The organism is Paenibacillus polysaccharolyticus (assembly GCF_900102085.1).
In the GTDB taxonomy this organism is placed as follows: Bacteria; Bacillota; Bacilli; order Paenibacillales; family Paenibacillaceae; genus Paenibacillus; species Paenibacillus polysaccharolyticus.
Genome location: NZ_FMVM01000005.1, coordinates 229,338 through 255,353 on the forward strand (window position 1 = coordinate 229,338; position 26,016 = coordinate 255,353).

Consider the following 26,016-nt stretch of genomic DNA (forward strand, 5'->3'; position numbering starts at 1 on the left):
AAAACCCAGTTTCCGAGTACTTCCTGCTCCGGTTTCTGGGCCTTTTTGTGTATCATGATTTCCCTCCATTCCTTGGTGTGCAACGGCTCATGTACGCTTGTTGTCGGAGGATACGAAATGTTTCAAACGCTCCGGGTCGATTCCACATTGCAGTAAAACTTTCATGATGTCCACTCGGGTTGCTTCGACTTTGTTACTTGTCGGCTTAGAATCGCCCATGTTTGGATGCTTCATCTTCATTCCGCTAACCTCTCTTATCTTTATACTTTCTCTGCACTCCAAAAACTAAACCTAATTATACTTTAGAACGTTCCTTGATGTTGTCGTCTCATGACGATAACGTTTTTTGAGCGGGTTCTAATTTTGTCGAAAGCAAAAAGGAGCCTTATAACGCCGTTCTGGCGGCTATAAGACTCCTTTTGTTTTAAATCTTTTCTTTTATTAGGAAAATAAACGAAACATTACCCTCCGGTGCGCGCAAGCTCACGCATATTTGCTTCAAATGCGGCCAGCAAAGCGGCTTCACCTGTCAGACCAGTTGCATGTACACGCTCGATCTGTTCCGTCATACGTTTGAAGTCCTTCGGAATGACACGTACGAATTGATTCAGGGAATCCTGCCATGTATCCAGGATACGCTGACCTGCATCACTTCCAGTGAGTGCTACGTGCCGTTGAATCATGCCAAGCAAATCTTCACTTTCAGAAGCATCCTCGACCCGCTCCAAAAGAACCATTTCCAGATTGCAACGTTGTAGGAATGTGCCTTTTGGATCATACACGTAAGCAATACCTCCAGACATCCCTGCTGCAAAGTTACGACCTGTATCGCCGAGTACTACGACACGCCCGCCTGTCATGTATTCACAGCCATGATCGCCTACACCTTCAACAACCACTTTAGCTCCCGAGTTACGTACAGCGAAACGTTCTCCGGCAATACCGCGGATATACGCTTCCCCACTAGTCGCCCCATATAAAGCAGTGTTTCCGATAATAATGTTATTCTCCGCTTCAAATGTCGCTTTTGGTGAAGGCATAACAATCAGCTTGCCTCCTGACAATCCTTTACCCACGTAGTCGTTGGAATCTCCTTCAACCGTAAGTGTCATGCCTTTTGGTACAAAAGCACCAAAGCTTTGCCCAGCGGAGCCGACAAATTTAAATTTAACCGTATCCTCAGGCAAACCAGCAAGACCATACTTACGTGTAATCTCACTACCCAGGATGGTACCCACTGCACGGTTCACGTTGGTGATTGGCAGAACCGCTTCTACAGGTTGACCAGATTCAATAGCTGGCTGTGCGAGTGGCACGAGTTGTTGCATATCCAGCGTTTCTTCCAGTTGGTGATTCTGATGCTGTGTACGGTAACGTGCAGCGCCTTCTGGCAGTTCAGGCACATGTAGCAATACCGACAGATCCACACCTTTTTTCTTCCAGTGATCCACAGCTTCTACCGTTTCGAGGCAATCTGTACGTCCAACCATTTCCTGAATGGTACGGAATCCAAGATCAGCCATAATCTCACGCATGTCTTCAGCAACGAAACGCATAAAGTTTACGACATGTTCAGGGTCTCCCATGTAGTTTTTACGCAGTTCCGGATTTTGTGTTGCCACACCAACTGGACAAGTATCCATTTGGCAGACACGCATCATGATACAGCCCAGTGCAACGAGTGGTGCAGTAGAGAAACCATACTCTTCCGCTCCAAGCAACGCCGCAATCGCCAGGTCACGCCCGTTCAACATTTTACCATCCGTTTCAAGAACAACACGATCACGCAGGTTGTTCAGCATCAACGTTTGATGTGTCTCTGCAAGTCCAAGCTCCCACGGCATACCGGCATGACGGATGGAACCTTGAGGAGATGCCCCTGTACCGCCGTCGTAACCGCTGACCAGGATAATGTCCGCACGACCTTTAGCTACACCTGCAGCAATCGTTCCGACACCCACTTCAGATACCAGCTTCACGTTAATTTCGGCACGCGGGTTAGCATTTTTCAAGTCATAGATCAACTCAGCCAAGTCCTCAATCGAATAGATATCGTGATGCGGTGGCGGTGAGATCAGACCTACACCTGGTGTAGAACCGCGAACTTCAGCTACCCAAGGATATACCTTACGACCTGGCAGCTGTCCGCCTTCACCTGGTTTAGCCCCTTGTGCCATTTTGATCTGAATCTCGTCAGCATTGACCAGATAGTTGGAAGTTACACCAAAACGTCCGGATGCAACTTGTTTGATCGCACTGCGACGGGAATCCCCATTGCTGTCTTTCACGAAACGAGCTGGATCTTCTCCGCCCTCACCTGTGTTGGATTTACCGCCTACACGGTTCATGGCGATTGCCAAATCTTCGTGAGCTTCTTTACTGATCGAACCGAAGGACATTGCACCCGTTTTGAAACGACGCATGATGTTTTCCACCGATTCCACTTCTTCGAGCGGAATGGATGCTCCGACCGGTTTCAGCTTCAGCATAGAGCGAATCGTAAGCAATTGATCATTCTCACCTTGTACGAGTTTGGAATACTTTTTGTACAGCTTGTAATCGCCCGTACGTACAGCATGTTGCAACGTGTGGATCGTTTGCGGGTTGAACAAATGTTCTTCCCCGTCATTACGCCATTGGTATTCACCGCCGGAATCCAGCACTTTATCATTGCCATCTTTATCCGTGAAGGCACGGTTGTGATGTGTCAGCGCCTCTGCTGCTACTTCCTCCAGACCGATACCACCGATTCGTGAAGGTGTCCAAGTGAAGTAACGGTCAACGAAATCTGATTTTAGACCAACGGCTTCGAAAATTTGAGCACCGCGATACGATTGGATCGTGGAGATTCCCATTTTGGACAATATTTTAATAACGCCTTTTGTTGCGGCTTTAATGTAGTTTTTAACGGCTTTCTCATGGGAAATACCGCGCAGCAAACCTTGCTGAATCATATCATCCAGCGTTTCAAATGCCAGATAAGGGTTAACCGCACTTACGCCATAACCCAGAAGCAATGCGTAGTGATGAATGTCACGCGGTTCTCCCGATTCGAGCAAAATGCTGACTTTTGTTCTTGTACCCTGACGAATCAGATGGTGATGCAGACCTGCTACAGCCAGCAATGCCGGGATTGCTGCATTCTCGGCATCCACACCGCGGTCAGACAAGATCAGAATATTATGTCCTTTGTCGATGACACGGTCTGCCGCTTCAAAGAGCAAGTCCATTGCTTTACGCAACCCTTCTGCTCCCTCTGCAGCGGTGAAGAAGATCGGGATTGTCATGGAACGGAAGCCCGGACGACGAACGTGGCGGATCTTCGCAAAGTCTTCATTAGACAATACCGGTGTATCCAGACGAATCTGGCGACAGCTCTCCGGTTCAGGGTTAAGCAGGTTACGCTCCGGACCAATCGTTGTCGCTGTAGAGGTAACGATCTCTTCACGAATCGCGTCAATCGGCGGATTGGTTACCTGTGCAAACATCTGTTTAAAGTAGTTATACAGACGTTGCGGACGATCTGACAGAACAGCCAGCGGTGCGTCATACCCCATGGAACCTGTAGCTTCCATCCCTGTAGATGCCATTGGCTCCAGCACTTTGCGCAGTTCTTCAAATGTATATCCGTAAGCCAGTTGAAGTTGCGTAACATTGTCATGTTTAGGGTCTGGAAGCTCCGGTGCTTCCGGCAACTCGTTCAGATCCATCAAGTGCTCTTCAAGCCAATCCTCATAAGGATTCTCTGCAGCGATGAGTGCTTTGACTTCTTCATCAGAGATGATACGGCCCTCTTGAGTATCTACAAGCAACATCCGTCCTGGACGCAGACGATCTTTGTACAGAATGTCTTCCGGTGCGATATCCAGAACACCGACTTCGGAAGAAAGAATGATTCGGTCATCCTTCGTTACATAATAACGGGCAGGTCGCAAACCGTTACGGTCAAGCGTAGCACCGATCTGTAAACCGTCTGTAAATGCCATAGCCGCAGGGCCATCCCATGGCTCCATCATCGTGCTGTGGTATTCATAGAATGCCTTTTTCGCAGGGTCCATCCCTTCATCAGTGCTCCATGGCTCAGGAACCATCATCATCGCCACGTGTGGCAGGGAGCGTCCGCTTAGGTACAGGAATTCCAGTGTGTTGTCAAACATTGCTGTATCTGAACCGTCCGGATTAATAACCGGTTTTACTTTCGCAATATCATCACCGAACAGTTCGCTTTCGAACAAGGACTGACGTGCATGCATCCAGTTCACATTACCTCGCATCGTGTTGATCTCACCGTTGTGGATCATGAAACGATACGGGTGAGCACGCTCCCAGCTCGGGAAGGTGTTCGTACTGAAACGAGAGTGTACGAGTGCAATCGCTGACTCAACCAGTTCTTCCTGCAAATCCAGATAGAACTTGCCGACCTGCTCGGTTGTCAACATGCCTTTGTAGACCACTTTACGGCATGACAAACTCGGCAAGTAGAATGACTCTCCTTCCGCCTCGTCTGCCGAATAACGAATGGCCAGTTCAGCACGTCTGCGAATGACATACAATTTGCGTTCAAATGCAAGCTCATCCTTCACTTCATCCGATCTTCCGATAAATACCTGACGTACATAAGGCTTCGCTGCCAATGCAGAACGGCCCAGCATCTCATCATACGTAGGTACATCCCGGAAGCCCAGGAAGGTCTGTCCTTCTTCTTCAATAATCTTCTTCAGGCTCTCTTCATGTGCAGTACGGACTGCCGGATCATGAGACAGGAACAACATGCCCACGCCATAGAATCCCTGTTCAGGCAATGCAAAACCGAGTCGATCTGCTTCCTTTGCAAAATAACGATGTGGAATCTGAATCAGGATGCCTGCTCCGTCACCGGAATTCGGTTCACTTCCCTGACCCCCACGGTGCTCCATATTACTGAGCATGGTCAGTGCTTGACTAACGATATCGTGTGAAGGTACTCCTTTGATGTTGGCAACAAAACCCATACCACATGCATCTTTTTCGAATTGTGGGTCATACAGACCTTGTTTTGGAGGTAATCCGATGTGTCTCATGGAACGCAACCTTTCTATAATGAAGTATTTCGGAAAGATCAAGAACATAACAACAGGCAACATTGAAACGGGAGGAGCTGGCATTTCGCTTGCGATAAGCCTGCCTGCTGAGATGGAGAGGTGATAGCTTGAGCCATCTGTTGTAAGCCTGGTATTGCGGTAAAGACCGCGATTATTGCGAAGGACTGAATCCGGTGATCCGGTAACAGCATATATACAACAATATGTAGCCGCTGGCACGACTACTCAAGATGGAGCGACGTTTTTTGATATAGTTCTATTATTTTAACACCGACCTAACATCAGCGCAATTTAAACTTTTTAATACCTCTGATAAGAATTGCTTTGCAGTACAGCTTTAGTGTATTGACGTTTAAAAACATCTCTTTTTCGAATAATTATACACATTTTATAGCAGAGCACAACTGATTTTAATTGCTGATAAAAGAAAATCGTTCCATATCCAGCCTACGTTTGACCATATTTTCGCAATTTTCATGCTTCAGCTTCCAATATAACTTTCTATTTTCATACTATTGAATACAAAATAGCCTGCAGCTTAATTTCGCGCCGCAGGCCATTTGTACTATTTGACTACTATATTGCATAATTTCGATACATATGCTTTAACTTTTTTTGCAGAAAGTTGTGCGAATTGTCGTCTTGCTTCATTAAATATTATACAGTCAAAGCCTGACCGCTCTCGGCAACTTCAGCTTCTCTCTTAGTACGTCGGCCGTTCAGGAGGAAGTACGTTAGCGTAAGCAACACAGATATAGCTGCATAGACGCTCAATATTTCAGCCTGATGCCACATCACATTGAAGTTACCGCTGGAGACAACGGCTCTGAGACCCATAATGCTGTGTGTCATTGGTAGCCACTGACTAATGGATTGCAGCCATGAAGGAATCAGTTCTACTGGGAATGTACCCGCACTTCCTGCAAGCTGGAAGACCAATAACAAGATGATTACATAACGTCCAGGCAGATCTAGCCAAGTAACCAGCGCCTGAACGATCAGCATGAAGGTTAGACCCGTTATAATCGTAAACAGATAAAACAGTCCTGTACTATGTGTCTCTAATCCGAGACCGTATAGCATAAAGCTTGCTACAATAACCGACTGGAAGATGCTCACCGAACCAAATATCAGCGTGCGGCTTACGAAACGATTCCAGCCTGTTGCTCCAGGTACAGACGTTTCACGCATTTTCAGAACGATGGTAGAGATCAGTGATCCTACAAACAGACCGATGGACAGGAAAAATGGTGTCATGCCTGTTCCGTAATTACTTACGTTTTCTGCCTTGTTCTCGGAAGAGCTAACCGGTTCTGCAAACATATTGACAACTTCATCTGTTTTCTTCACTTTGGATGTTTTCTGAGCAGCATCTTTAAGCTTCGTTGCCAGTTCACCAGAACCGTCTTTCAGTTCTGTAAGGCCATTAGCCAGTTTACCGGCTCCGTCACCCAGCTGTTTGGAACCGTCAGCCAGAGATGAAACACCGCCGCTAAGTTTACCAACACCTGTCTGCAATGCTGCTGTACCTGTACCTAGCTGTTTCGCACCAGTTGCCAGTTGTGTACCGCCTGTAGCTGCTTCACCTAATTTGCTACTGAATTGTTGCAAGCCGCCTGAGAGTTTGGCTCCGCCCTGACTAAGCTGTCCGGCACCTGCAAGCAGTTGCTTCTGTCCATCAACCAGTTGACTTGCACCTGCAAGCAATTGTTGTTGGCCTCCATGCAGTTCAGTTGCGCCAGCAGCCAGCTGCTGATTACCTTGGTGGAGTTGATCCGCGCCTTGTGCCAGCTTCTGCTCGCTCTCATGTAGCTGTGTACTACCGTCAGCAACAGCCTGACTCGCTGCTATCAGCTTTTGAACATCGGCGCTTGCTGCCAGTTCCGGGTTGCTTGCGGCCAGTTGTTTCAATCCAGCTGCTACTCCCTGTGCGCCATCGGCAACTTTACTGCTACCATCCACAGCGGATTGCAGGCCGGTTGCCAATGTTCCACTGCCCTGAACTGCTGATTGCAGTCCGTCAGACAGCTTCGCACTGCCTTGTTCCGATGATTGCAGACCTGCTTGTAGCTTGTTTGTGCCATCCAATGAAGATTGCAGGCCGGAGGCCAGCTTGTCGCTTCCTTCTTTCAACTGGTCAGCACCACTTTGAAGCTGACCCGTAGCTGCCTCATGAAGTTGCTGTAAACCTGAAACTAGACTTGTCGTTCCATTTTCAAGTTTGGAAGCTCCATTATGCAGCGCAGTAACTCCGTTACTTAACGGAGCTAGTCCATCCTGAAGTTTCAACGTGCCGGATGCAAGCTTAGCCAGATTATCTTTAAGTTTCACAGCACCGTCGTCGAGTTTTCCAGCACCTGTCTTCAAATCTCCGGCACCGTCACCTGCTTCAGCCAAGCCATCCGACACTTCGGAGAACTTATCTAACAGCGTCTCTGCATAAGACTCTGTAACTTTGGCTGAAACTTTAGCCTTCAGATCTTTAATTGCCGTTTTACCGATTTGCGCACCTACAAAGTTGTAATTACCGTTCGGCTCATAGATCAAGTCCGCTGGTGCAGGCTTATCATCCAGCAATGTTGTAGCTTGGGACGAGAAGTTCTCTGGAATCGTAATCTGCATGTAATACTTGTCGTTTTGCATGCCGTCCTTTGCCTGAGCGGCACCCACAAAGTCCCATTTAAAATCTTTATTTTTCTTCAGTTCATCAATAAGGTCTTTACCTACATGAAGTGACTTTCCTTCCAGTTCGGCTCCTTTATCAAGGTTAACTACGGCTACCGGGAGTTTATCAACACGACCGTATGGGTCCCAGTAAGCCGCCAAATAAATGCCGCTGTACAGGATCGGTATAAATAATATCGCAATTACAGGGATCAACACCTTCGGGTTTCTCACGGCTGATCCCAAATCCTTGAAAAACACGTTTAATGATTTCATGTCATTTTCTCCCCTTAATCTCTCTGCTAGACAGCAGGAATAACCAATATGAAAACAGAATGAAAAACTCTGGTATTTTTACCGAAATACGTGATGACCAATTCTCTCAAACGGTCAGTTTAGAGCAAAAAACAAACCTGTCTTTCGACAAGCAAGTTTCAATCAACAGAACTTATCGCAGCTATGCCTTCCATTAAGAAAAGACGAAAGTAGTTCTTGATTTCCTCTTTGCTAAGCGGATCATGATGTTTACTCCAGTCCGAAGTTAATGCAATATACAATCGAATCATCATAAAAGCGACAACTTGCGGATCGCAATCGCGTATTTCTCCCCCAGCTCTGGCTTTCTCCAGTTCACGGGACAGAAAATCGGAAATGACCTTCTCGACTTTTTCCAGACCTTCTTTGGCCTGTAACGTTCCAAAATCCTTCAACTCCTGTGACAACTTCACGAGCAACTCGTGATCACGGCGGAATTCCAACAGCGCATCGAGCACACGAAACAGATTATCAAAAAAAGCACTTTCCTGATGCACTTCACGTTGCGCAATGTTTTTCATCTCCTGTATGACTTCCACCAGGATTTGATCAAACAGCTGTTCTTTATTGGTGAAAAAGGTGTAGATCGTGCCTTTGCCTACATTGGCGATCTTGGCTACTTGATCCATCGTAGTCGCTTTGTATCCAAACATGGCAAACGACTGGGCGGCTGCATGAATCACCTGCTGTCTCCTGTCGATCGGAGCCATTTTATCCCCTCCTTGCTTCATATAATGTGACGGGTAATTCCATCGCTCTCTATAAAATGACCAAAAATACAAATTGGTCATTCGGTCAAAAACTACAATATCACCTTGAAAATAAGAATGCAAGCCTAATAATAAAAAAATGTATTAATATTTTTTAACCGAAATGCAGTGGAAACTGTCAGCGTCGTCGTCTATAGTGTAAGATGACTCAAACAATCCGCATATAACTGAAGTTTGCTGTCTCAAATCAGGTTATACGGTGTAAATATTTTTGGATGAAACATGATTCCGTGTTTTGCTGTATATTCATTAGTAACAAACCTAGCATAACTGTCCCTACTTAAAACGTACGAAACTGTTCTCATTCAAATTTTAATTTTAACTCAAACTTATGAATAAAGGTGAACTCATGCGAAAACCAAGAGTGCTCTTATTATCAGAAGGATTCGGTACTGGTCATACACAGGCGGCTCATGCTCTGGCACATGGCATCAAAAAAGTAAGTCCTCATGTTCACAGTCGTGTTATTGAACTTGGGAAATTTTTGAATCCTACCGTCGCTCCACTGATCTTTTCTGCATATCGAAAGACACTATCGGTTCAACCCAAACTTGTCAGCCTGTTGTACCGCACACAGTACAACAAATCTTTAAACGGCTTAACCAAACTGGCGTTGCACCGTATCTTCTATACCCAGACGGCGCAGGTCGTATCCCAGTTGAAGCCGGATATTGTAATCTGTACCCATCCGTTTCCTAATGCGGTTATTTCCAGACTTAAACGTCAAGGACTGAATATTCCGCTCTATACGTTGATCACGGATTATGACGTACATGGAACGTGGATTAACCCTGAGGTAAACAAATATCTCGTATCCACTCCGCAAGTTAAAGCCCTGTTAGAGATTCGGGGGGTTCCTTCCTCGCAGATCCAGATTACAGGCATTCCTGTACATCCTGATTTTTGGGAGTCCGGGGATAAGGTCAAGCTCAGAGAAGAGATGGGACTGCAGAATATGCCAACAGCTCTGCTTATGGGGGGAGGATGGGGGCTTTCTTTTGACGAGGAACATATGAAAACTCTCGCATCCTGGGCAGACCGGGTTCAATTAATCTTCTGCCTCGGAAGCAACCAAAAGATGATCGACAAAATGAAAGAAATCCCTTGCTTCCAGCATCCCAACATCCGTATTCTGGGATACACGAAGGAAGTCAGCAGACTCATGGATGTTTCAGACGTCCTGATCACCAAGCCAGGAGGCATGACATGTACGGAAGCGATGGCTAAAGGCCTTCCGATGCTGTTTATCCCTCCACTGCCAGGACAGGAAGAGGAGAACTGCGAATATTTTGTACAAGCCGGATATGGAGAGATCATTCACTCTAAGGATGTCATAACGAATCGATTCCGGGAGTTGTCTGAAAATCAGCACAAGCAAGGTAGTCTACCTAAGAAGAACAAAAGGTATATAACAGGACATTCACCAGCTTATGATCCAAGCTGTTGTGCTCAAGCTGTTCACGATTTACTCTTCCCTGCAACAACAGAAGTTACAACTACGTCTCTAGAGCGTTTCTCAGCGGGCATTACAAGCAGACCTTTGTCTGGTACCAGACTGCCTTTATAATCCCTCTAAGGAGCCTTATAATCGGTCTGAGGACGCAATATTCAATACACGATCAATCAAGTGCTTAAACGAATACGAAAAAGCAAAAAAGGTTCCCCTTCAGAAAATGAAAGGGAACCTTTTTTATTTCTATTGCATTTCATCGTATGATCTACCAAAAAAATGGGTAAATTACAATCAAAGATACTTACAAAAACGACGAAATAAAACTGCGTTTTTACATGATTCAGGGTTTATGTGACACTCACATTGTTAACTACCCTGCCTGTTTGCAGAATTTTAAGGTGCTTTACTTGTAAAAAGTATGATGCCCAATCGTTTTTACTTCCTTCTTCGTACGAGCCACTGTCAGATCATCTGCAAGCGTCAAAGATAAAAAATAATACGTATCATCAGACACTTCCTTCTGGCCGTTCAGCGCAGCATTCACAGCTTTGATGCTATCTTCATTCGGGGTTACCCGTTTTAGTCGTCCATTCGCCACAGGGCTGAACTGTGATTTTTGATGGATGACCTTGTAAATGGTATCGGGAAAATTGGCTGACCGCAGCCGGTTTAAGACAACGTTGGCAACTGCCACTTTGCCTTTGTACGGTTCGCCTTCCGCTTCTGCCATGACAATTTTTTGTAGCAGATGCAGCTCTTTATCGGACACACTGTAAGACCAGGTTGCTTGTTTCGCATCTTCCTGATTCAAAAGTTTGGTCCGCGTAAAGTAAAGTTGTTGGGGGGGAGTTGACATCGCAGCCGCCGCTTTGGCATGTTCCATTTTAGCCAATTTCAGAGCAGCTTCTTTTTTGGCTTTGGCTGTAGCGATAGCTTGGGCTTTTTGTTTAGCCGCAGCTTCCTGTTGCTCGCGCTCTTCCTGAGCAGTCAAAAGCCAGTTTTTTGCTGGCAAAGCATTCGTCCATGTTACGGATTGTCCAGACGTGTCAGAAGATAGACTTGTCCCATCTTCCATCATTCGCCTCTGGTCTTGCGGCAATGATGGGCTGTTATGCGCCGAAGACGCAAGCTCCGTCATCTGTTTACTATCACTCGCTTCATTCCATTTCCCCGTCGCCTGAACGACATTTACCCCCACTATACATACAAGCAGCACTGATAACATCGGTGCTACCCAACGATTCTTGCTTATAATTTCCATTCGAAGATTCCTCCTATCGAAACAATTCCCTAATCTTAGTAACCAAAAAAAAAGAATTTGAATAACGATGGCTAATATTACATAGGGATAAACACAATGTCAATGTGAGTTTATGGTATTAAAAAGTTTTTCAGGAAAATGAAAACGTATCCACTGTCTCATACATTGGCGTTTGTCCAAGCCTTGTCACATAAAGTACAAAACCGTCTACTGACCATGAATTTCCATGAGAAGCATGTTCTGTAACGATTTCGGAAACTCCAGAATGAGCCATACCAGGAAGCGATCCAAGATATTTTCTGGCTACAGTAACATGTGGACGGTAAGGTCTTAACTCGGCTTCAAAACCCAGATCTTTTGTAGCCTCTACAATTTTTTGCTGTAAGTGATGTAATCGCTCTACATCTCCGTTAACACCTCTCCAGAGAACTTTCGGTGTTTTCTCCAGACCAAACGTTCCCCATTCCGATAGCTGCAGGTCAAACGTATGAAAATCAGCGGCTACGTTGTGCAAAGCTACTCTAAGATGACCGACATCACTCATCAACGTATCCCCCAGGAATTGCAAGGTAATATGATAGTCTCTTGGGTCAGTCCACTTACGAAAATCAAGCTTGTTCCGTATTAACTTGGCCTGCATATGAAGAAACTGCTGAACAGATTCAGGCAGACGCACAGCAATAAACAGACGTTCCCGTCTGGATGCATGTTCTTGAAGTTTTGGGGCATTCATTGCATACACCTCTCTAAAGTTCGCTCTATTATTCCATAACTATGCATATCATTTCAAGCTGGGTAAACATAGAGTGACACACATTATAGATTTTGCATATCAGACTCCGTTCCTGAATTTTCCATTTACATGCACAGGATACACTGAATCTGATACACTTGACAAGACTAATTCATCGATCTCAGGAGGCACACACATTATGGGTAAAATCGTATGTTTTCCATCTCTATCCGAAGAACAACAGCAACAGATCCAGCAGGCTGCGCCAGGATACACGATCAAAGTGGGTAAAGCCAAGGATCTGGATCCGAGCGAATTAAAAGAAGCCGAAATTATACTGGGCTGGTCTCCTCTTGTAACTGAACATGCTCTGCATCAGGACAGCCCTTTGAAATGGATTCAGGTCTGGTCAGCCGGTGTAGATAATCTCCCATTCGCGGAGCTACAACAAAAAAATATTCAGGTGACCAGTGCCAACGGCGTTCATGCCATTCCCATTACAGAAATTATTCTGGGCATGATGTTATCCCACAGTCGCTGGCTAAGACAAGCTATGCTGTATCAGCAGCAGGCTGAATGGAAGAATCCCGGCAAAGCACTGCCAGAGTTACATGGTAGGACAGCTGTTATCGTCGGAGTCGGCGAGATTGGGACCGAAACAGCACGTGTATTAAAAGCACTAGGCATGCGTACAATTGGAGTACGACGCTCAGGAAAAGACGTGCCCCATGTTGACCGTATGTATGATATGTCTGGACTGCATGAAGCTCTAAGCCAAGGTGACTATGTGATTAACATTCTGCCATTGACTGATGAAACCCGGCATATTTACGATCAGAATACCTTTGACCATTTCAAGACTGATGCGTGTTTTGTCAATGTAGGTCGTGGCCCTAGCGTAAACACGGAGGCATTGCTGGCCGCCTTGCAAAGCGACAAAATTGCCTTCGCTGCTCTGGATGTATTCGAAGAGGAACCCCTTCCAGCAAACCACCCGCTATGGGGCATGGATAATGTGTTAATTACACCTCATATTGCAGGAAGCACAGAACAATATACGCAGCGCGCTCTCGATATTTTCATCAAAAATCTGGAAGCCTACGTTGCAGGTAAAACTCTTCCGCTCAATCTTGTCGATTATAGTCATAAATATTAACACAAACACCCGTTCCCATGCAACTTGTCAAAATGATGTTTGATCATTCTGGATGAATTCAGAACAAAAACACTCCACGAAGGATTCTTTCTTCCTTCGTGGAGTGTTTATTATGCACTCTAACGTATAATTCCATGCACATCCAGATCATCACATACACACCCATACATGACGTACAAATGTGCCTTTACGCACCGTTATGTACTTTTCTATCGTCCATCCTGATTCCAGCAAGTGAGCCTGTACCCACTCTGTGGATACGACGACAGCTCGTTTGCATAACTTGCGTAATTTCCGGAGCATCTCTCGCTGTTCTTGATCGGGAAGAACCGAACAAAGATTATAGGGCATGTCGAAAATTGCCGAATCATACTCACCTTCCAGATCCCTCATGTCTCCCAAAGTAATTCGATTGGCATCATAGCCGAAATGAGGTAGATTAACTTTTGCTCCGCGCACAGCAAGTGCATTAAGATCATTGCCTACTGCATCAATTTCCATGGATAAAGCTTCAATGACCACCGTTCCCATTCCACAGCATGGATCCAGCAAACGATGATTTTCCGTCTCTGGAACAGCAACGTTCACCAGCGCCCTAGCTAAGGTGACACCGAAGCCCGTGGAGTAGTTTTGCGGCTTCTGCTGATGGTTTTGCCACGATTTTTCCGCTTCTGTCCACTGACCCAAGATCCATTTTAGACCTATTTTAATTAGTCCGAAAGTCACTTTAGGTTGTTTCATCTGCGCTTTTCCATGGATGCACATCCCGACTTCTTTTTCAAACTTCCGTGCCTGAGCATAGTCAGGTGGCGTATCTCCTGCTTTTAGACAAACCACCTTAAATGTCTCATCCTGCTGCAAACGAATGTTTCGAGCTATAGGAAGCAGCTCCGTAATCGAGTCTCCTTCACCCAATACATTCAACCGTCCATGCATAAATGGACTTCTTCCCGGCGGGATACACCGCTCAGACCTAATATAAGAACCACTGGTTATGCGTATTTCTGAATCCAACTTAAGCAACTTACTCAATTCAAGATGGCATAACTCACGTTCATTTTCATGACAGGCGAAGATGTATACATATTTGGCTGCCATCATAATTACCCTCATTTCTTGGTTCTGCTTTTCAAGTTTATTTCAAAAAAATAAGGGATCCCATTGCTGGATATCCCTTTCAACCTTAATTTTAGGACCTGGTCTTACATTCAAAATCTGACCACAAATCCACCTTTTCAAACAATCGTTTTACCCTGTTTCTTCTATTATAAAGAACGGCTTATACTTTTAATTTTTCAATGGATGTGAGCAGATCGTCAGACAGTTCCTTCAACGTTTGAATATTACTGCTGATGGTCTCCATAGAACCGACTTGTTCCTCAGCCGAAGCAGAGACTTCCTCCACACTGGCCGCCGATTGTTGAGACACTGCAGAAATCTGCTGACTGAAGTCATTCATCAGGCCACTGCTCTGTTCCATACCTGAAAGTCCTTCTGACATGGTACCAATAACCTCCACCATACCTTCAACCGATGTATTGATAGTTCTGAACAACTCCCCTGACGTGAGCACATGCTGTTGCCCAAGTTCTGTCTCCTGAACACCTACTCGCAGTTCATTAACTACTCTTTGAGAATCCTGCTGAATATCTTGCGTGATGGTCGTGATTTCTTCAACAGACGCCTGCACGGCTTCAGACAACTTCCGTACCTCGGATGCGACAACGGCAAAACCGCGTCCACTCTCTCCTGCCCGTGCCGCCTCAATCGAAGCATTCAACGCCAGCAAATTCGTTTGACGAGCGATGTCATGAATTACCAGAACCAGTTTGGAAATGTCTTCATTTTTGTGATTTAACTGCTCCATTTTGCTCATTGAGGAAGACACTGCGCTAGCAATCTGTTGCATCTGTTGCACGGATTCTTCCATCGCTTTGCGGCCACTCTGCCCTTGCTCCAACACTTGTTTGGACATCGAACGAAGCTGATTCCCCTGCTCCGCATGTTGTTGAATATGAATATTCAAATCTTCCACTGTGCGAGCCGACTCCACAGCGGTCTGAGCCTGACTCTCAGCTGCCTTAGCCGATTCCTCCATTGTGATCGCAATTTGCTGACTGCCGATCTTCACTTCTTCCGAAGCAATCGCCAGTTCGCTACTCTGACGATTCACCGATTCGGCTACACGCCTTACATTGATCACCATCGAGGTCAGGTTACCTTTCATCTCATTGACTGCTTTCGCCAGGGCGCCCACTTCATCTTCATGTTTGGTATGTACATCCTGCACGTTTAATTGACCTTCCGCGATCAATTTAACAGCACTGATGACACGAAGCAACGGTTTAACCACCTGTGTGCGGATGATTGGAACAAATATGGCAGTAATGATAATCATCGCAAGCACTCCTATGAGCACAGACAACCTGCCATCTTGAACAGAACGAATGGTTTGAGCTGCCGAAATATCGGATTGCTGCTGGTTGTAATTGACGAGATAATCCAGATCAACCTGCATCAAATCAAAGGAAGCAGATCCTTTGTCAGCGACTTCTTTGGCAAGCTGAGCCTGTCCTTCGTCACTAACCCGAATGGCTTGTGCATTCATTTTAAGATAGTCTTCCCATTTACTCTTAAACGCTGTCCAGTGCTCATTCTCTTCTGCAGACTTTGCCTGTTTATCGTAGATGGCAATCGTCTGTGCAGTTTCACGAATATATTTAGTGCGCTCTTCGTTAATTTTGGACTTGTCCGCTTCCTCAGCGTCAAAGTAACGATAACTCAGTGACAAAACATGTTCGGTTGAATAATTTAATTGGTTGATCTTCTGGATCGAAGGCATCCAATTACCTGTAATGTCATTTGTGTTAGTCTCAATTGAATTCATCCGGCCAATGATGGTAACACTCAGAATAATTAAACAGAGGATTAACAGATAAAATGCGATGCTGATACGCAGACCGATGCTCTTGATTTTAAATCGGCTAAACATATAATTTCCCCCTCATGACAACTTTCGCCACATTTACAATTTAGTGCTTTTCTCGCAAATAAACCCATCTATTGGCCCCTTGCAAATTACACTCTTCTATATTTATCTGCATTATAGCGATAAAGTATTATAGCATTCTTTTGTCGGTAAACGCTGTAATCTATGAAATTTTGTTGAACTTTATCGAATTAAAAATGAGCTGCAACATCTGTATGATTCAGATCTGCAGCTCATCGCCATCTTAACATCCCCCTAACACTTGATCAGGTTTAGTTAGATTCAATTTGCCCTTTAACTCATTCTAGATTTTAACAAGCGGTAGGACTCCAGCCTACGTTCATAATCAGGACCAGCCGTTACCAAGAGTATCTGGTTGGTATTAAGCCTCTGCCCTGCTTGCCGAATGTACTGCCATACTTGTTCGGGTGTGCCAGCAATATGCCGCTTCACCTCGTTGTCCTCTTTATGGACAAAAAAACTCTGAGGGTTAGCCTTGACGATACCCACGTTGGTATCTCGCTCATTTGTGTGCTCTTCACGACTTTCCTGGCGCTGGTTCTCAATCTCACGACTCCACCTTAAAGCATCGTTCTCCGTTGCCGCACACATTGCACTGAGCGCCACCATCACTTCTGGTTCCTTCAGCCCAGCACTAGGCACGAATTCCTCACGATAGCGGCGTACAGCCTGAGTTCCATCCGAATCACTCATGAACTGTCCAAAAACATAACCCATACCAAATTTCGCAGCATATACTGCGCTTTTGACATTGGTCCCTAGCATCCATAAGGATAATGGAATTTCTGGAACTGGACGCGCTGTAACCGGAACATCCTCATACGTAAAACGGTCTTCCAGCAATTCGGTAAGCGAAGCCAGTTTGGCGGGAAGGTTCGAGACATGTTGCAAATAATTTCCACTGAGCGCCATCGTTGCATGAGGTCCTCCGCCAGGAGCCCGTCCTAAGCCGAGCTCGATCCGTCCCGGATAGAGTGAAGCCAGCAGACGGAACGACTCTGCAACCTTGAGTGGACTATAATGCGGAAGCAGAACAGCTCCCGACCCAAGCAGAATGGTATCTGTCTTTGCACCAATATGAGATAGCAACACTTCAGGAGAAGCAGAAGCAAGTTCAGGCATATCATGATGCTCAGACGTCCAATATCGTGTGTAACCCCATGCTTCAGCTTGTTGAGCCAAAAGCACCGCTTGCTGAAGTGCTTGTTCTGCGGATGCACTATTAAGTCTAGGAACGAGATCCAGCACTCCCAGACTGAACTTTTCTCCGAAACAATCTTGTGTGCTGGCACCTAAGCTCTCAGTAAAGGTTTCACTTAAATTTGCAACCACACTGTACAACTCCTTTGATCTCTTGCCTCTCTTTGATTTTGCACCTAGTCCAGATCGTAGATCGAACCGACCTTCAGGCCATAAAGTTCATTATAAATTTTCTCGGCAAATGCATCGGTCATCCCCGCAATGTAATCAATCACCATATGCTCCCAAGTCCAGATCGGATGTGCTTTGGCTTGATCCTTCTCATATCGTTGCAACCAATCGGAAGGAATGATGGATTTTGACGTTTCCGGATCGAGAAATGCATCCCAGAGCCGTTTAATCATCCACTCACTGCGCTTCTGCAAACGCTGAACACGCAGATCCCGAATCATCGTCACCCAGGCGAAGCTCTTAAGCACACTAACGGTGCGCAGCATGTCAAGGTCTTCTACACCTTCGCGGACAAAGGTTACCTTTTTCCAATCCCCGTCATCAATGACTCCTAGACTGCCGACAAAAAGACTGACCCAATAGGCCTTCACCTCACGACGGGTACGCGAGTAATCATGCTCGCAGAAAGGCATTTTCTCATTCCAGATGCGCAGGAACGATGCGAGGACTTCTTCCACTTTTTCCGAGATCGCCTCTCTTGTCCAGCCCTTCCAGAACAGATCCTCCAATGTTGTAACTTTGTCTACGATGAGCCGGTTGACATGCTGGTCTTGCAGAAAGTGCTCATGCACCTCGATTTTGCCTGCCTTGATGCCATCCTCCAGATCATGTGCGGAGTACGCAATATCATCGCATAGATCCATCAGTTGTGCTTCGAGCGTTTTCTTGCCCGCCGGGATGTTCCAGCGCTCCCGAATCTCACGAATGTACTGCCACTCGTGGTGATACATGCCTTTCTTGCTCTCTGTTCCTGGGTACGGATACTTGTTAATCCCTAGCAGCACAGCATCCGACAAGTTCAGTCCGTCGATATCTTCACGTTTCTCCAAATACATGATCAGGCGGAAGTTATGTGCGTTGCCTTCAAAATGCTCATATTTCCGTTTGAGCTCCGCTCGTACGTCAGACTCAGCCTTAGGCGCTTTCGCGGCCCGACTTTTTTTCATAATCTTCTTCGTCTCACTGTTGATCAGATCATCCAAAATGCCATCGAGCACTTCTTCCCCTTTATGCCCAAAAGGTGGATGACCAAAGTCATGTGCGATCGCCGCACATTCTACAACTTCCGAATCAATAATCAGACCGGGGTTCTCTGCCCGGCCCCAATCTACCTCCGGGTAATGACGCAACAGGCTTCTCGCCGCTTCTCGCGCAATCTGTGCCACCTCAAGGGAATGGGTCAGACGTGTCCGATAATAATCTCCCGTGCCTGCGCCAAACACTTGCGATTTGCCCTGTAGTCTCCGAAACGTTGGGGAATGAATCAATCGGGAATAGTCTCGCTCATACGCTGCACGAGAGCCTTCCAGCTTGGTAAGTTCAGGGTATTGTCTATGTTCTCTCAGGTCATGCCATTGCATGTAGATCACTCCTAGCCGACTGTCTCTATTTTGAGTGATTATACACAACATCTGCGGTTTCGAAAAGCAAAATCCGTCTGTCATGTCATCTCTTCTTACATCAACATATGATGCACAGTCCTCTCTATGTATATTATACCCTGCAAGACTACTGTCTGTGCATAGAATGAAGAACTGTACGTCAATAGTTGAGCCGGTGAGTGTTACCTCGATATAAAGAAAACCCGACAGACGAATGACGTCTTGTCGGGTTAAACTTCAAATGAAGTTTTAAATCTAGCAGACTTACACCATCACCTTGCAGATATCATTCGTAAACTCTACCGGGTCTTGAATCGGCAATCCTTCAATCAGTAATGCTTGGTGATACAAGAGGCTGGTATACAGGCTGAGCTTCTCTTTATCCTGTGCAAAAGCATCTTTCAACGATTTGAACACATCATGGTTCACGTTGATCTCCAGCACTTTATCCGCTTGAACATCTCCGCTGTTTGGCATAGCTTTCAGCACTTTCTCCATCTCAATCGTCAAATCACCCTCGGTGGACAAACATACCGGGTGGCTGCGAAGACGTTTGGACGCTTTCACCGCTTTAACTTTGCCCTCCAGCTGTGCCTGCATCGCTTCGAACAATTCTTTGTTGTCATTGTCCTGCGCTTCAGTCTCTTCTTTTTCCGCACTGTCTTCAATACCAAGATCACCACTGGAGATGGATTTGAACTCTTTCTCCTTGTAATTCGTGATCATCTTGATCGCGAATTCATCGATATCGTCGGTGAAGTAGAGCACTTCGTACCCTTTTTCCAATACGCCCTCGATCTGTGGCAGTTTCTCGATTCGGCTGATGGACTCACCCGCAGCATAATAGATATACTTCTGATCTTCCGGCATTCTGGAGACGTATTCGTCCAGGCTCACAAGCTTGCTCTCTTTAGAAGACGTGAACAGCAACAGATCCTGCAATGTGTCTTTGTTTGCGCCATAATCGCTGTATACGCCGTACTTCAGCTGACGACCAAACGCTTGATAGAACTTCTCGTAGTTCTCGCGCTCGTCTTTGAGCAGGCTTTGCAGTTGGCCTTTGATTTTGTTTTTGATATTCTTCGCAATCAGGCTAAGCTGGCGGTCGTGTTGAAGCATCTCACGTGAGATGTTCAGAGATAGATCCTCTGAATCCACCATTCCTTTGACAAAACCAAAGTAATCTGGCAACAGGTCGCCGCACTTATCCATGATCAATACGCCGTTGGAGTATAACTCCAGACCTTTTTCATACTCTTTTGTATAGTAGTCAAACGGCGTATTCTCCGGAATAAACAGGATCGCATTATACACCACCGCGCCGTCCGCGCTAATGTGCAGATGTTTCAGCGGTTTGTCAAAACCGTACCGTTTCTCCATATAGAAGTTGGTGTAGTCTTCTTCGGTCAGTTCGCTTTTATTTTTACGCCAGATCGGCACCATGCTGTTGACCGTTTGTTCTTCCTTGTAATCCTCGAACTCGTTCTCCGTACCTTCCTTCGGACGGTGATTGGTTACATCCATTTTGATTGGATAACGAATGAAGTCAGAGTATTTCTTGATGATGGATCTCAGGCGGTACTCTTCCAAAAACTCGTCATACGAGTCTTCTTCGGTATTTTGTTTAATCGTTAGAACGATTTCTGTACCCACGGTATCTTTTTCCGCAGGTGTAATCGTGTACCCGTCAGCACCTTCGGATTCCCATTTCCAAGCTTCGTTGCTGCCCAGCGTTTTACTCGTTACCGTCAGCTTGTCCGCCACCATGAACGCCGAGTAGAAACCTACCCCGAATTGACCGATAATGTTATGGCCGTCTTTGGCTTCGTTTTCTTTTTTGAATGCCAGGGAACCACTCTTCGCAATGACTCCGAGGTTGTTCTCCAGCTCTTCCTGTGTCATACCAATCCCTGTATCGGTAAGGGTAAGTGTGCGATTTTCCTTGTCAATGGTAAGCTTGATATAATAGTCCTCTTTGTTGAAAACGAGCGTGTCGTCCGTCAATGCTCTGTAATATATTTTGTCGATAGCATCACTGGAGTTGGAGATCAGTTCTCTGAGGAAAATTTCTTTCTGTGTGTAAATGGAGTTGATCATCATATCCAGCAAACGTTTGGATTCTGCCTGAAATTCTTTTTTAATCGCCATGAATGAAGTGCTCCTTTCGAATTTGGGTATCAAATGATTCAGTTGAGTACAGAGGCAAGCTGAGCCATATGCGACTGAACCATTCCATATGTAGTGGTGTGTATTAGCTTTATTTGTTAGCACTCAAAGACTCAGAGTGCTAAACCCTTCTTTTTATATAACATATGGGAAAATTGGGTGTCAATACGAAGACGGTTATTTTAACAAAATTATGGATTTCATTCTGTAAAAACCGATTAAACTTCTGCATGGACAACCACTCTTCCCAGTGTAACGCACTTGCTCCAGCAATACAAAAACCGCCACGAATTGAAATTCGGGACGGTTGGGTGAAATCGGTTATTTCTTCGCCATCTTTGGGTCAAGAGTGTCACGCAGGCCATCGCCCATCAGATTGAAACCAAGTACCGTCAGCATAATGGAAAGACCGGGAAAGATGAGCGTCCACGGAGCCTTTTGGATATACTGACGTGAATCCGAAAGCATCTTGCCCCACTCCGGGTCCGGTGGCTGCGCCCCCATACCTAGAAATCCGAGCGCCGCTGCCTCGATAATCGCTGTACCGATTCCGAGTGTACCTTGCACAATAAGTGGCGTCAGGCTGTTTGGTAAAATGTGTCGAAACAAGATTCGTCCGTTCCCCGCTCCCAATGTCCGTGCCGATGTAATAAACTCTTCCTGCCGCAAGCTAAGTACACGCGACCTCACCAACCGTCCATACGTTGGAATATTCACGATCGCAATGGCGAGCAACGCATTCTGCAAAGAAGGGCCCAGAATCGCGACAATCGCGATCGCCAGCAAGATGCCCGGAAATGCCAGCAAAATATCAAACAGACGCGAGATCAGCATGTCCGCCCATTTTCCATAGAACCCCGCAACCAGTCCAAGAAGTGCTCCAGCAACAATAGACCCAATGACGGAGAAAAATCCAACCCACAGCGATATTCTTGCGCCATGAATTACACGGGAAAACACATCCCGTCCCAGGTCATCCGTTCCGAACCAGTGCTCAGCCGACGGAGCTTGAAGCCTGTCCTGTAGCACCTGCTCTTTGTAATCATAGGGCGCAATATAGGGGGCAAGGAAGGCTAATACGATGAAAAAAAGAATAATGATTAAGCCTGCCAACGCAAGCCGATTCCGCCGAAACGTCCTCCACGCCTCACGCCAAGGACCCGATCTACTCGCGCTGACTGCGTCAACGGTTTGTCCGGTATTGGTCGACAATTTGGCCATACAGGTTCTCCTTTGCTGAACTTAGATAATGGAAGAGATAAACGGATTGTTTACACAGAAGAATAAACCAGCCATCGGGACTTTATCGTTGTATCGTAGGATGCTTTGCTCTGCTATCCTGTCCCTCCTACTTGTAACTGATTCTTGGGTCAAACACCGCATAGAGCAAATCTACGATCAGATTAATCAATACAAAAAAGAAAGCTACGATCAGGATTCCGCTCTGAATCACAGGATAGTCCCGTGAACTAATCGCTTCATATATGTAACGCCCTACACCCGGCCAGGCAAAAATCGTTTCCGTCAGCACAGCGCCACCCAGCAGAGACCCCGTTTGAATGCCGATAACAGTCAACACGGGAATAAATGCATTCTTCAGCGCATGCCCGTATACGACAAAAAACGGCCCCAATCCTTTCGCCTTGGCGGTACGAATATAATCGGAACTCATCACTTCCAGCATGCTGGAACGTGTCATGCGCGCAATCACGGCCATCGGGATGGTACCCAGTGCTACACTTGGCAGAATCAGATGTTTGGTCACCGTCCACAGCTGATCCCAGCGTCCTGCAAGCATCGTGTCCAGCACATACAAACCTGTAATCGCATCCACCGGATCACGTGCATTCATTCGTCCAATGGACGGTAGCCATTGCAGCTTGTTAGCAAATAGCCATTGCTCCATCAACCCGAGCCAAAAAATCGGCATGGATACCCCTACAAGCGCAATCACCATGCAACAGTAATCAAACCAGGAGTTGTGCTTCCAAGCACTGATAATCCCTGCATTCACACCAATAATGACAGCAAACAACATACTTGCCATCGTAAGTTCGAGTGTCGCTGTCAGATAAGGTACGATTTCCTGGGCAATAGGCTCCTTGGTGCGAATAGATGTGCCCAGATCCCCTTTCAGCAAGTCGCCTAGATAGACGAAATATTGCTGGAACCAGGGTTTGTCCAGTCCGAGCTGATCCCGGAGAGCTTGCTTGGATTGTTCCGTTGCTTTTTGCCCCAGAATCGTCTCGGCCGGATCACCGGGTATTGCATGAATGATGGAAAAAACGATCAACGTCATGCCCAGCAAAACGGGCAGCAGTACCAGCACACGTTTGACAATATAGCTGTTCACTTCCAGATCACCTGCCCTAAAGGGTTCATCTGCATGATTTCAACTTTGGCAAAATCAAAGAAATAGCGCTGGCGAACACGTATGCTTTGGCTCGTTACGACCCGGATGTAGAATCTAATAAGCATTGCATGTCCGCCAGCGCATAACTTGGTTTAACACTTGCGTTTCATTTATTTTCACTCGAAAGTTTTATTCAAAATAAGCCCCCACATACGATTCGGTTCCCAGCGGAGAAGTGACAAACCCTTTCAGGCTCGCTTTCCCGGCAAGAATCGGTGTGGTATGCACAAGTGGAATCCAAGGAGCGTCTTCCTTGATGATGACCTGAGCCTGTTTGTAAAGCTCGGCACGTTTATCCTGATCCGTCTCCGTTTGTGCTTTGGTGAGTAAGGAATGCAACTCTTCATTTACATAGTAGCTACGGTTGTTGCCCGGAATGGCGTCTTTATCCAAAAGGGTATACAGGAAGTTGTCCGGGTCCCCGTTGTCCCCTGTCCAGCCGAGCATGTATATGTCGTCCTTCTCCCCGGCTTTGGAATCTTCCAGATAGGTCGCCCACTCCGGAGATTCGATCGTTGTTTTGACACCGATTTTCTCAAAATCAGCCTGAATCGCTTCGGCTACTTTCTTGCCATCAGGCATGTACGGACGGGATACCGGCATGGCATAAAATGTTACCGGATCTGGCAATCCGTCAGGGAAGCCGGCTTCGGCCAGCAACGCTTTTGCTTTTTCCAGATCATAGGCGTAATCTTCGATCTCATCGTTGTAACCCCACAGCGTAGGTGGCATCGGGTTCACCGCAGGCTCTGCCTGTCCAGCAAAGAACGCGTCAATAATGGCCGGTTTGTTCACGGCATGGTTCAGGGCTTGTCTGACTTTCACGTTATCAAACGGTTTTTTCTTAAAATTAAACCCGATATATGCCACGTTGAACGGCGGACGTTCAATCTTCTGCAGCTCGCTATTGCCCTCCAGAATGCTCAGATCATCCGGATTCAGGTCTTCCATAATATCGATCTCGCCATTTTGCAATGCATTGAAACGAGCCGTGTTATCCGGAATGGAGCGCACGATTACCTTGTTCAGCTTCGGAAATCCTTCCCTCCAGTAGTCTGCATTTTTCTCCAGCGTGATGGAGTCGTTCCGTTTCCACTCTTTGAATACAAATGGGCCGGTGCCGACAGGCTCACTCTTGAAGTTTTCTTTCTTCTCCTGGATGGCAGCCGGACTGCCAATGCCAAACGGAGTCATCGCAATATTTTGCAGGAAAGGAGCTTGTGGCTGGTTCAGGGTAAACTCCACTGTCGATTCATCGAGTGCCTTCACTTCCTTGATCACGCGCGCGCCATCTGGCCCAAACATGGAATCATAATAGTCGAAAGAATCACCTTCGAATTTATATTCACTTGCTGGATCGCTCCAGCGATTAAAATTAAACACTACGGCATCCGCGTTAAAGTCAGTCCCATCATGGAACTTCACCCCGGATTTCAGCTTAAATACATACTTCAGCCCGTCCGCGGAAATTTCCCAGCTCTCAGCCAGCGCCGGAACCACTTCGGTTCCACCCTCTTTGTAATCGAGGAGCGAATCAAACACCTGATGCCCGATCTTGAGAGATTCCCCATCCGTTACGATCGAAGGGTCAAGCGCAACCGAATCTCCTCCGCGTCCCATAATCATCGTATCCTGGGCAGCCGCTTCTGTAGGAGGTTCATTACCTTCCGCAGGTGTCGGCGTTCCTTCCCCGCCATCTTTGCTGCTGGAGCAACCAGATAACACAAGTACGGTACTCAGTGCCAAAGTCAGAAAACCGGACATCCATTTTTTTCTCATGCGCATACGTACAACACCCTTCCCTGTCTCATAATGTGTGTGATGATTGCGACCGAAAAACGGTACCTCTGGCCGTGCGTGCGATGATGTGGTGGCGATGCTGATGCTATTTAATTTGAACTACAATTGATTTACACAGGCACTTCGATGACAGAACAACTTTCAATCGCTGTTATCCCCAGATTTTTTTGATTCTCTTTGTCCTCAGATAAAATCCGGTGATAAAGGCGAGCGCTTCGCTTTTCAAGTTTTTTCTGTCCTCTCCGTTTTTGTGTAAATGAATCGTTCAACAAATAGCTAGTCATCAGATAATCCCTAGTTGTATTCTTCAAGTTCTTGTATCATCTATTAAAGGCTTTATATGCCTGTGATACCTGTTTTAGAGTGCTGAGAATTTGGACA

General features: G+C 46.2%; 17 protein-coding genes. 2 read left to right on the top strand and 15 right to left on the bottom strand.

The features are described from left to right. Nucleotides 1–87: 87 nt before the first annotated feature. From BLQ13_RS28470 to BLQ13_RS09035, 4 genes are all read right to left on the bottom strand, one after another. On the bottom strand, nucleotides 88–240 hold the full coding sequence (locus tag BLQ13_RS28470; RefSeq protein ID WP_167375688.1) for a hypothetical protein: 153 nt from the start codon (nucleotides 238–240) through the stop codon (nucleotides 88–90). Between the two features lie 221 nt (nucleotides 241–461). Then, nucleotides 462–5,060, bottom strand: coding sequence for a glutamate synthase large subunit (gene gltB, locus BLQ13_RS09025; RefSeq protein WP_090918294.1), 4,599 nt, complete (start codon nucleotides 5,058–5,060; stop codon nucleotides 462–464). 678 nt (nucleotides 5,061–5,738) lie between these two features. Continuing rightward, on the bottom strand, nucleotides 5,739–8,021 hold the full coding sequence (locus BLQ13_RS09030) for a YhgE/Pip family protein (protein ID WP_090918296.1): 2,283 nt from the start codon (nucleotides 8,019–8,021) through the stop codon (nucleotides 5,739–5,741). 158 nt (nucleotides 8,022–8,179) lie between these two features. Continuing rightward, entirely contained in the window at nucleotides 8,180–8,770 is a 591-nt protein-coding gene (locus BLQ13_RS09035) for a TetR/AcrR family transcriptional regulator (protein ID WP_090918298.1), read from the bottom strand. A gap of 409 nt (nucleotides 8,771–9,179) precedes the next feature. Here BLQ13_RS09035 and BLQ13_RS09040 point away from each other — a divergent pair, with 409 nt between their 5' ends. Next, nucleotides 9,180–10,397: an MGDG synthase family glycosyltransferase gene (locus tag BLQ13_RS09040; RefSeq protein ID WP_090918300.1), complete on the top strand. Its 1,218-nt coding sequence runs from the start codon at nucleotides 9,180–9,182 to the stop codon at nucleotides 10,395–10,397. Nucleotides 10,398–10,686: 289 nt separating this feature from the next. Here BLQ13_RS09040 and BLQ13_RS09045 read toward each other — a convergent pair whose 3' ends face one another. Together BLQ13_RS09045 and thpR are read right to left on the bottom strand one after the other, a co-directional pair. Next, complete coding sequence (locus tag BLQ13_RS09045; protein WP_090918302.1) at nucleotides 10,687–11,544, bottom strand: cell wall hydrolase; 858 nt, start codon at nucleotides 11,542–11,544, stop codon at nucleotides 10,687–10,689. Between the two features lie 130 nt (nucleotides 11,545–11,674). Beyond that, entirely contained in the window at nucleotides 11,675–12,277 is a 603-nt protein-coding gene (gene thpR, locus BLQ13_RS09050) for an RNA 2',3'-cyclic phosphodiesterase (RefSeq protein WP_090918304.1), read from the bottom strand. 199 nt (nucleotides 12,278–12,476) lie between these two features. On the opposite strand from thpR, the gene BLQ13_RS09055 reads away from it, so the two are divergent. Beyond that, nucleotides 12,477–13,433: a D-2-hydroxyacid dehydrogenase gene (locus BLQ13_RS09055; RefSeq protein WP_090918306.1), complete on the top strand. Its 957-nt coding sequence runs from the start codon at nucleotides 12,477–12,479 to the stop codon at nucleotides 13,431–13,433. Nucleotides 13,434–13,583: 150 nt separating this feature from the next. Here BLQ13_RS09055 and BLQ13_RS09060 read toward each other — a convergent pair whose 3' ends face one another. The 9 genes from BLQ13_RS09060 to BLQ13_RS09095 form a co-directional block, all read right to left on the bottom strand. Beyond that, nucleotides 13,584–14,369 (bottom strand): TRM11 family SAM-dependent methyltransferase, encoded by a 786-nt coding sequence (locus BLQ13_RS09060; protein WP_338060865.1) that lies wholly within the window; start codon nucleotides 14,367–14,369, stop codon nucleotides 13,584–13,586. A gap of 343 nt (nucleotides 14,370–14,712) precedes the next feature. Further along, on the bottom strand, nucleotides 14,713–16,425 hold the full coding sequence (locus BLQ13_RS09065) for a HAMP domain-containing methyl-accepting chemotaxis protein (RefSeq protein ID WP_090918310.1): 1,713 nt from the start codon (nucleotides 16,423–16,425) through the stop codon (nucleotides 14,713–14,715). Nucleotides 16,426–16,716: 291 nt separating this feature from the next. Beyond that, entirely contained in the window at nucleotides 16,717–17,775 is a 1,059-nt protein-coding gene (locus BLQ13_RS09070) for an MsnO8 family LLM class oxidoreductase (protein WP_208606762.1), read from the bottom strand. Between the two features lie 44 nt (nucleotides 17,776–17,819). After that, nucleotides 17,820–19,235 (bottom strand): deoxyguanosinetriphosphate triphosphohydrolase family protein, encoded by a 1,416-nt coding sequence (locus BLQ13_RS09075; RefSeq protein WP_090918312.1) that lies wholly within the window; start codon nucleotides 19,233–19,235, stop codon nucleotides 17,820–17,822. Between the two features lie 285 nt (nucleotides 19,236–19,520). Then, nucleotides 19,521–21,404 carry a molecular chaperone HtpG gene (gene htpG / locus BLQ13_RS09080; protein ID WP_090918314.1) on the bottom strand — a complete coding sequence of 628 codons (1,884 nt, stop codon included), beginning with the start codon at nucleotides 21,402–21,404 and terminating at the stop codon, nucleotides 19,521–19,523. 339 nt (nucleotides 21,405–21,743) lie between these two features. Beyond that, entirely contained in the window at nucleotides 21,744–22,643 is a 900-nt protein-coding gene (nikC, locus tag BLQ13_RS09085) for a nickel transporter permease (RefSeq protein WP_090918316.1), read from the bottom strand. Between the two features lie 127 nt (nucleotides 22,644–22,770). Then, complete coding sequence (locus BLQ13_RS09090) at nucleotides 22,771–23,775, bottom strand: ABC transporter permease (protein ID WP_090918319.1); 1,005 nt, start codon at nucleotides 23,773–23,775, stop codon at nucleotides 22,771–22,773. Continuing rightward, entirely contained in the window at nucleotides 23,772–23,900 is a 129-nt protein-coding gene (locus BLQ13_RS28995; protein ID WP_261769367.1) for a hypothetical protein, read from the bottom strand. Before BLQ13_RS28995 ends, BLQ13_RS09090 begins: the two co-directional genes overlap by 4 nt. A 64-nt stretch (nucleotides 23,901–23,964) precedes the next feature. Continuing rightward, nucleotides 23,965–25,614, bottom strand: a complete 1,650-nt coding sequence (locus BLQ13_RS09095; protein WP_090918470.1) for an ABC transporter substrate-binding protein — start codon at nucleotides 25,612–25,614, stop codon at nucleotides 23,965–23,967. Between the last annotated feature and the right edge of the window lie 402 nt (nucleotides 25,615–26,016).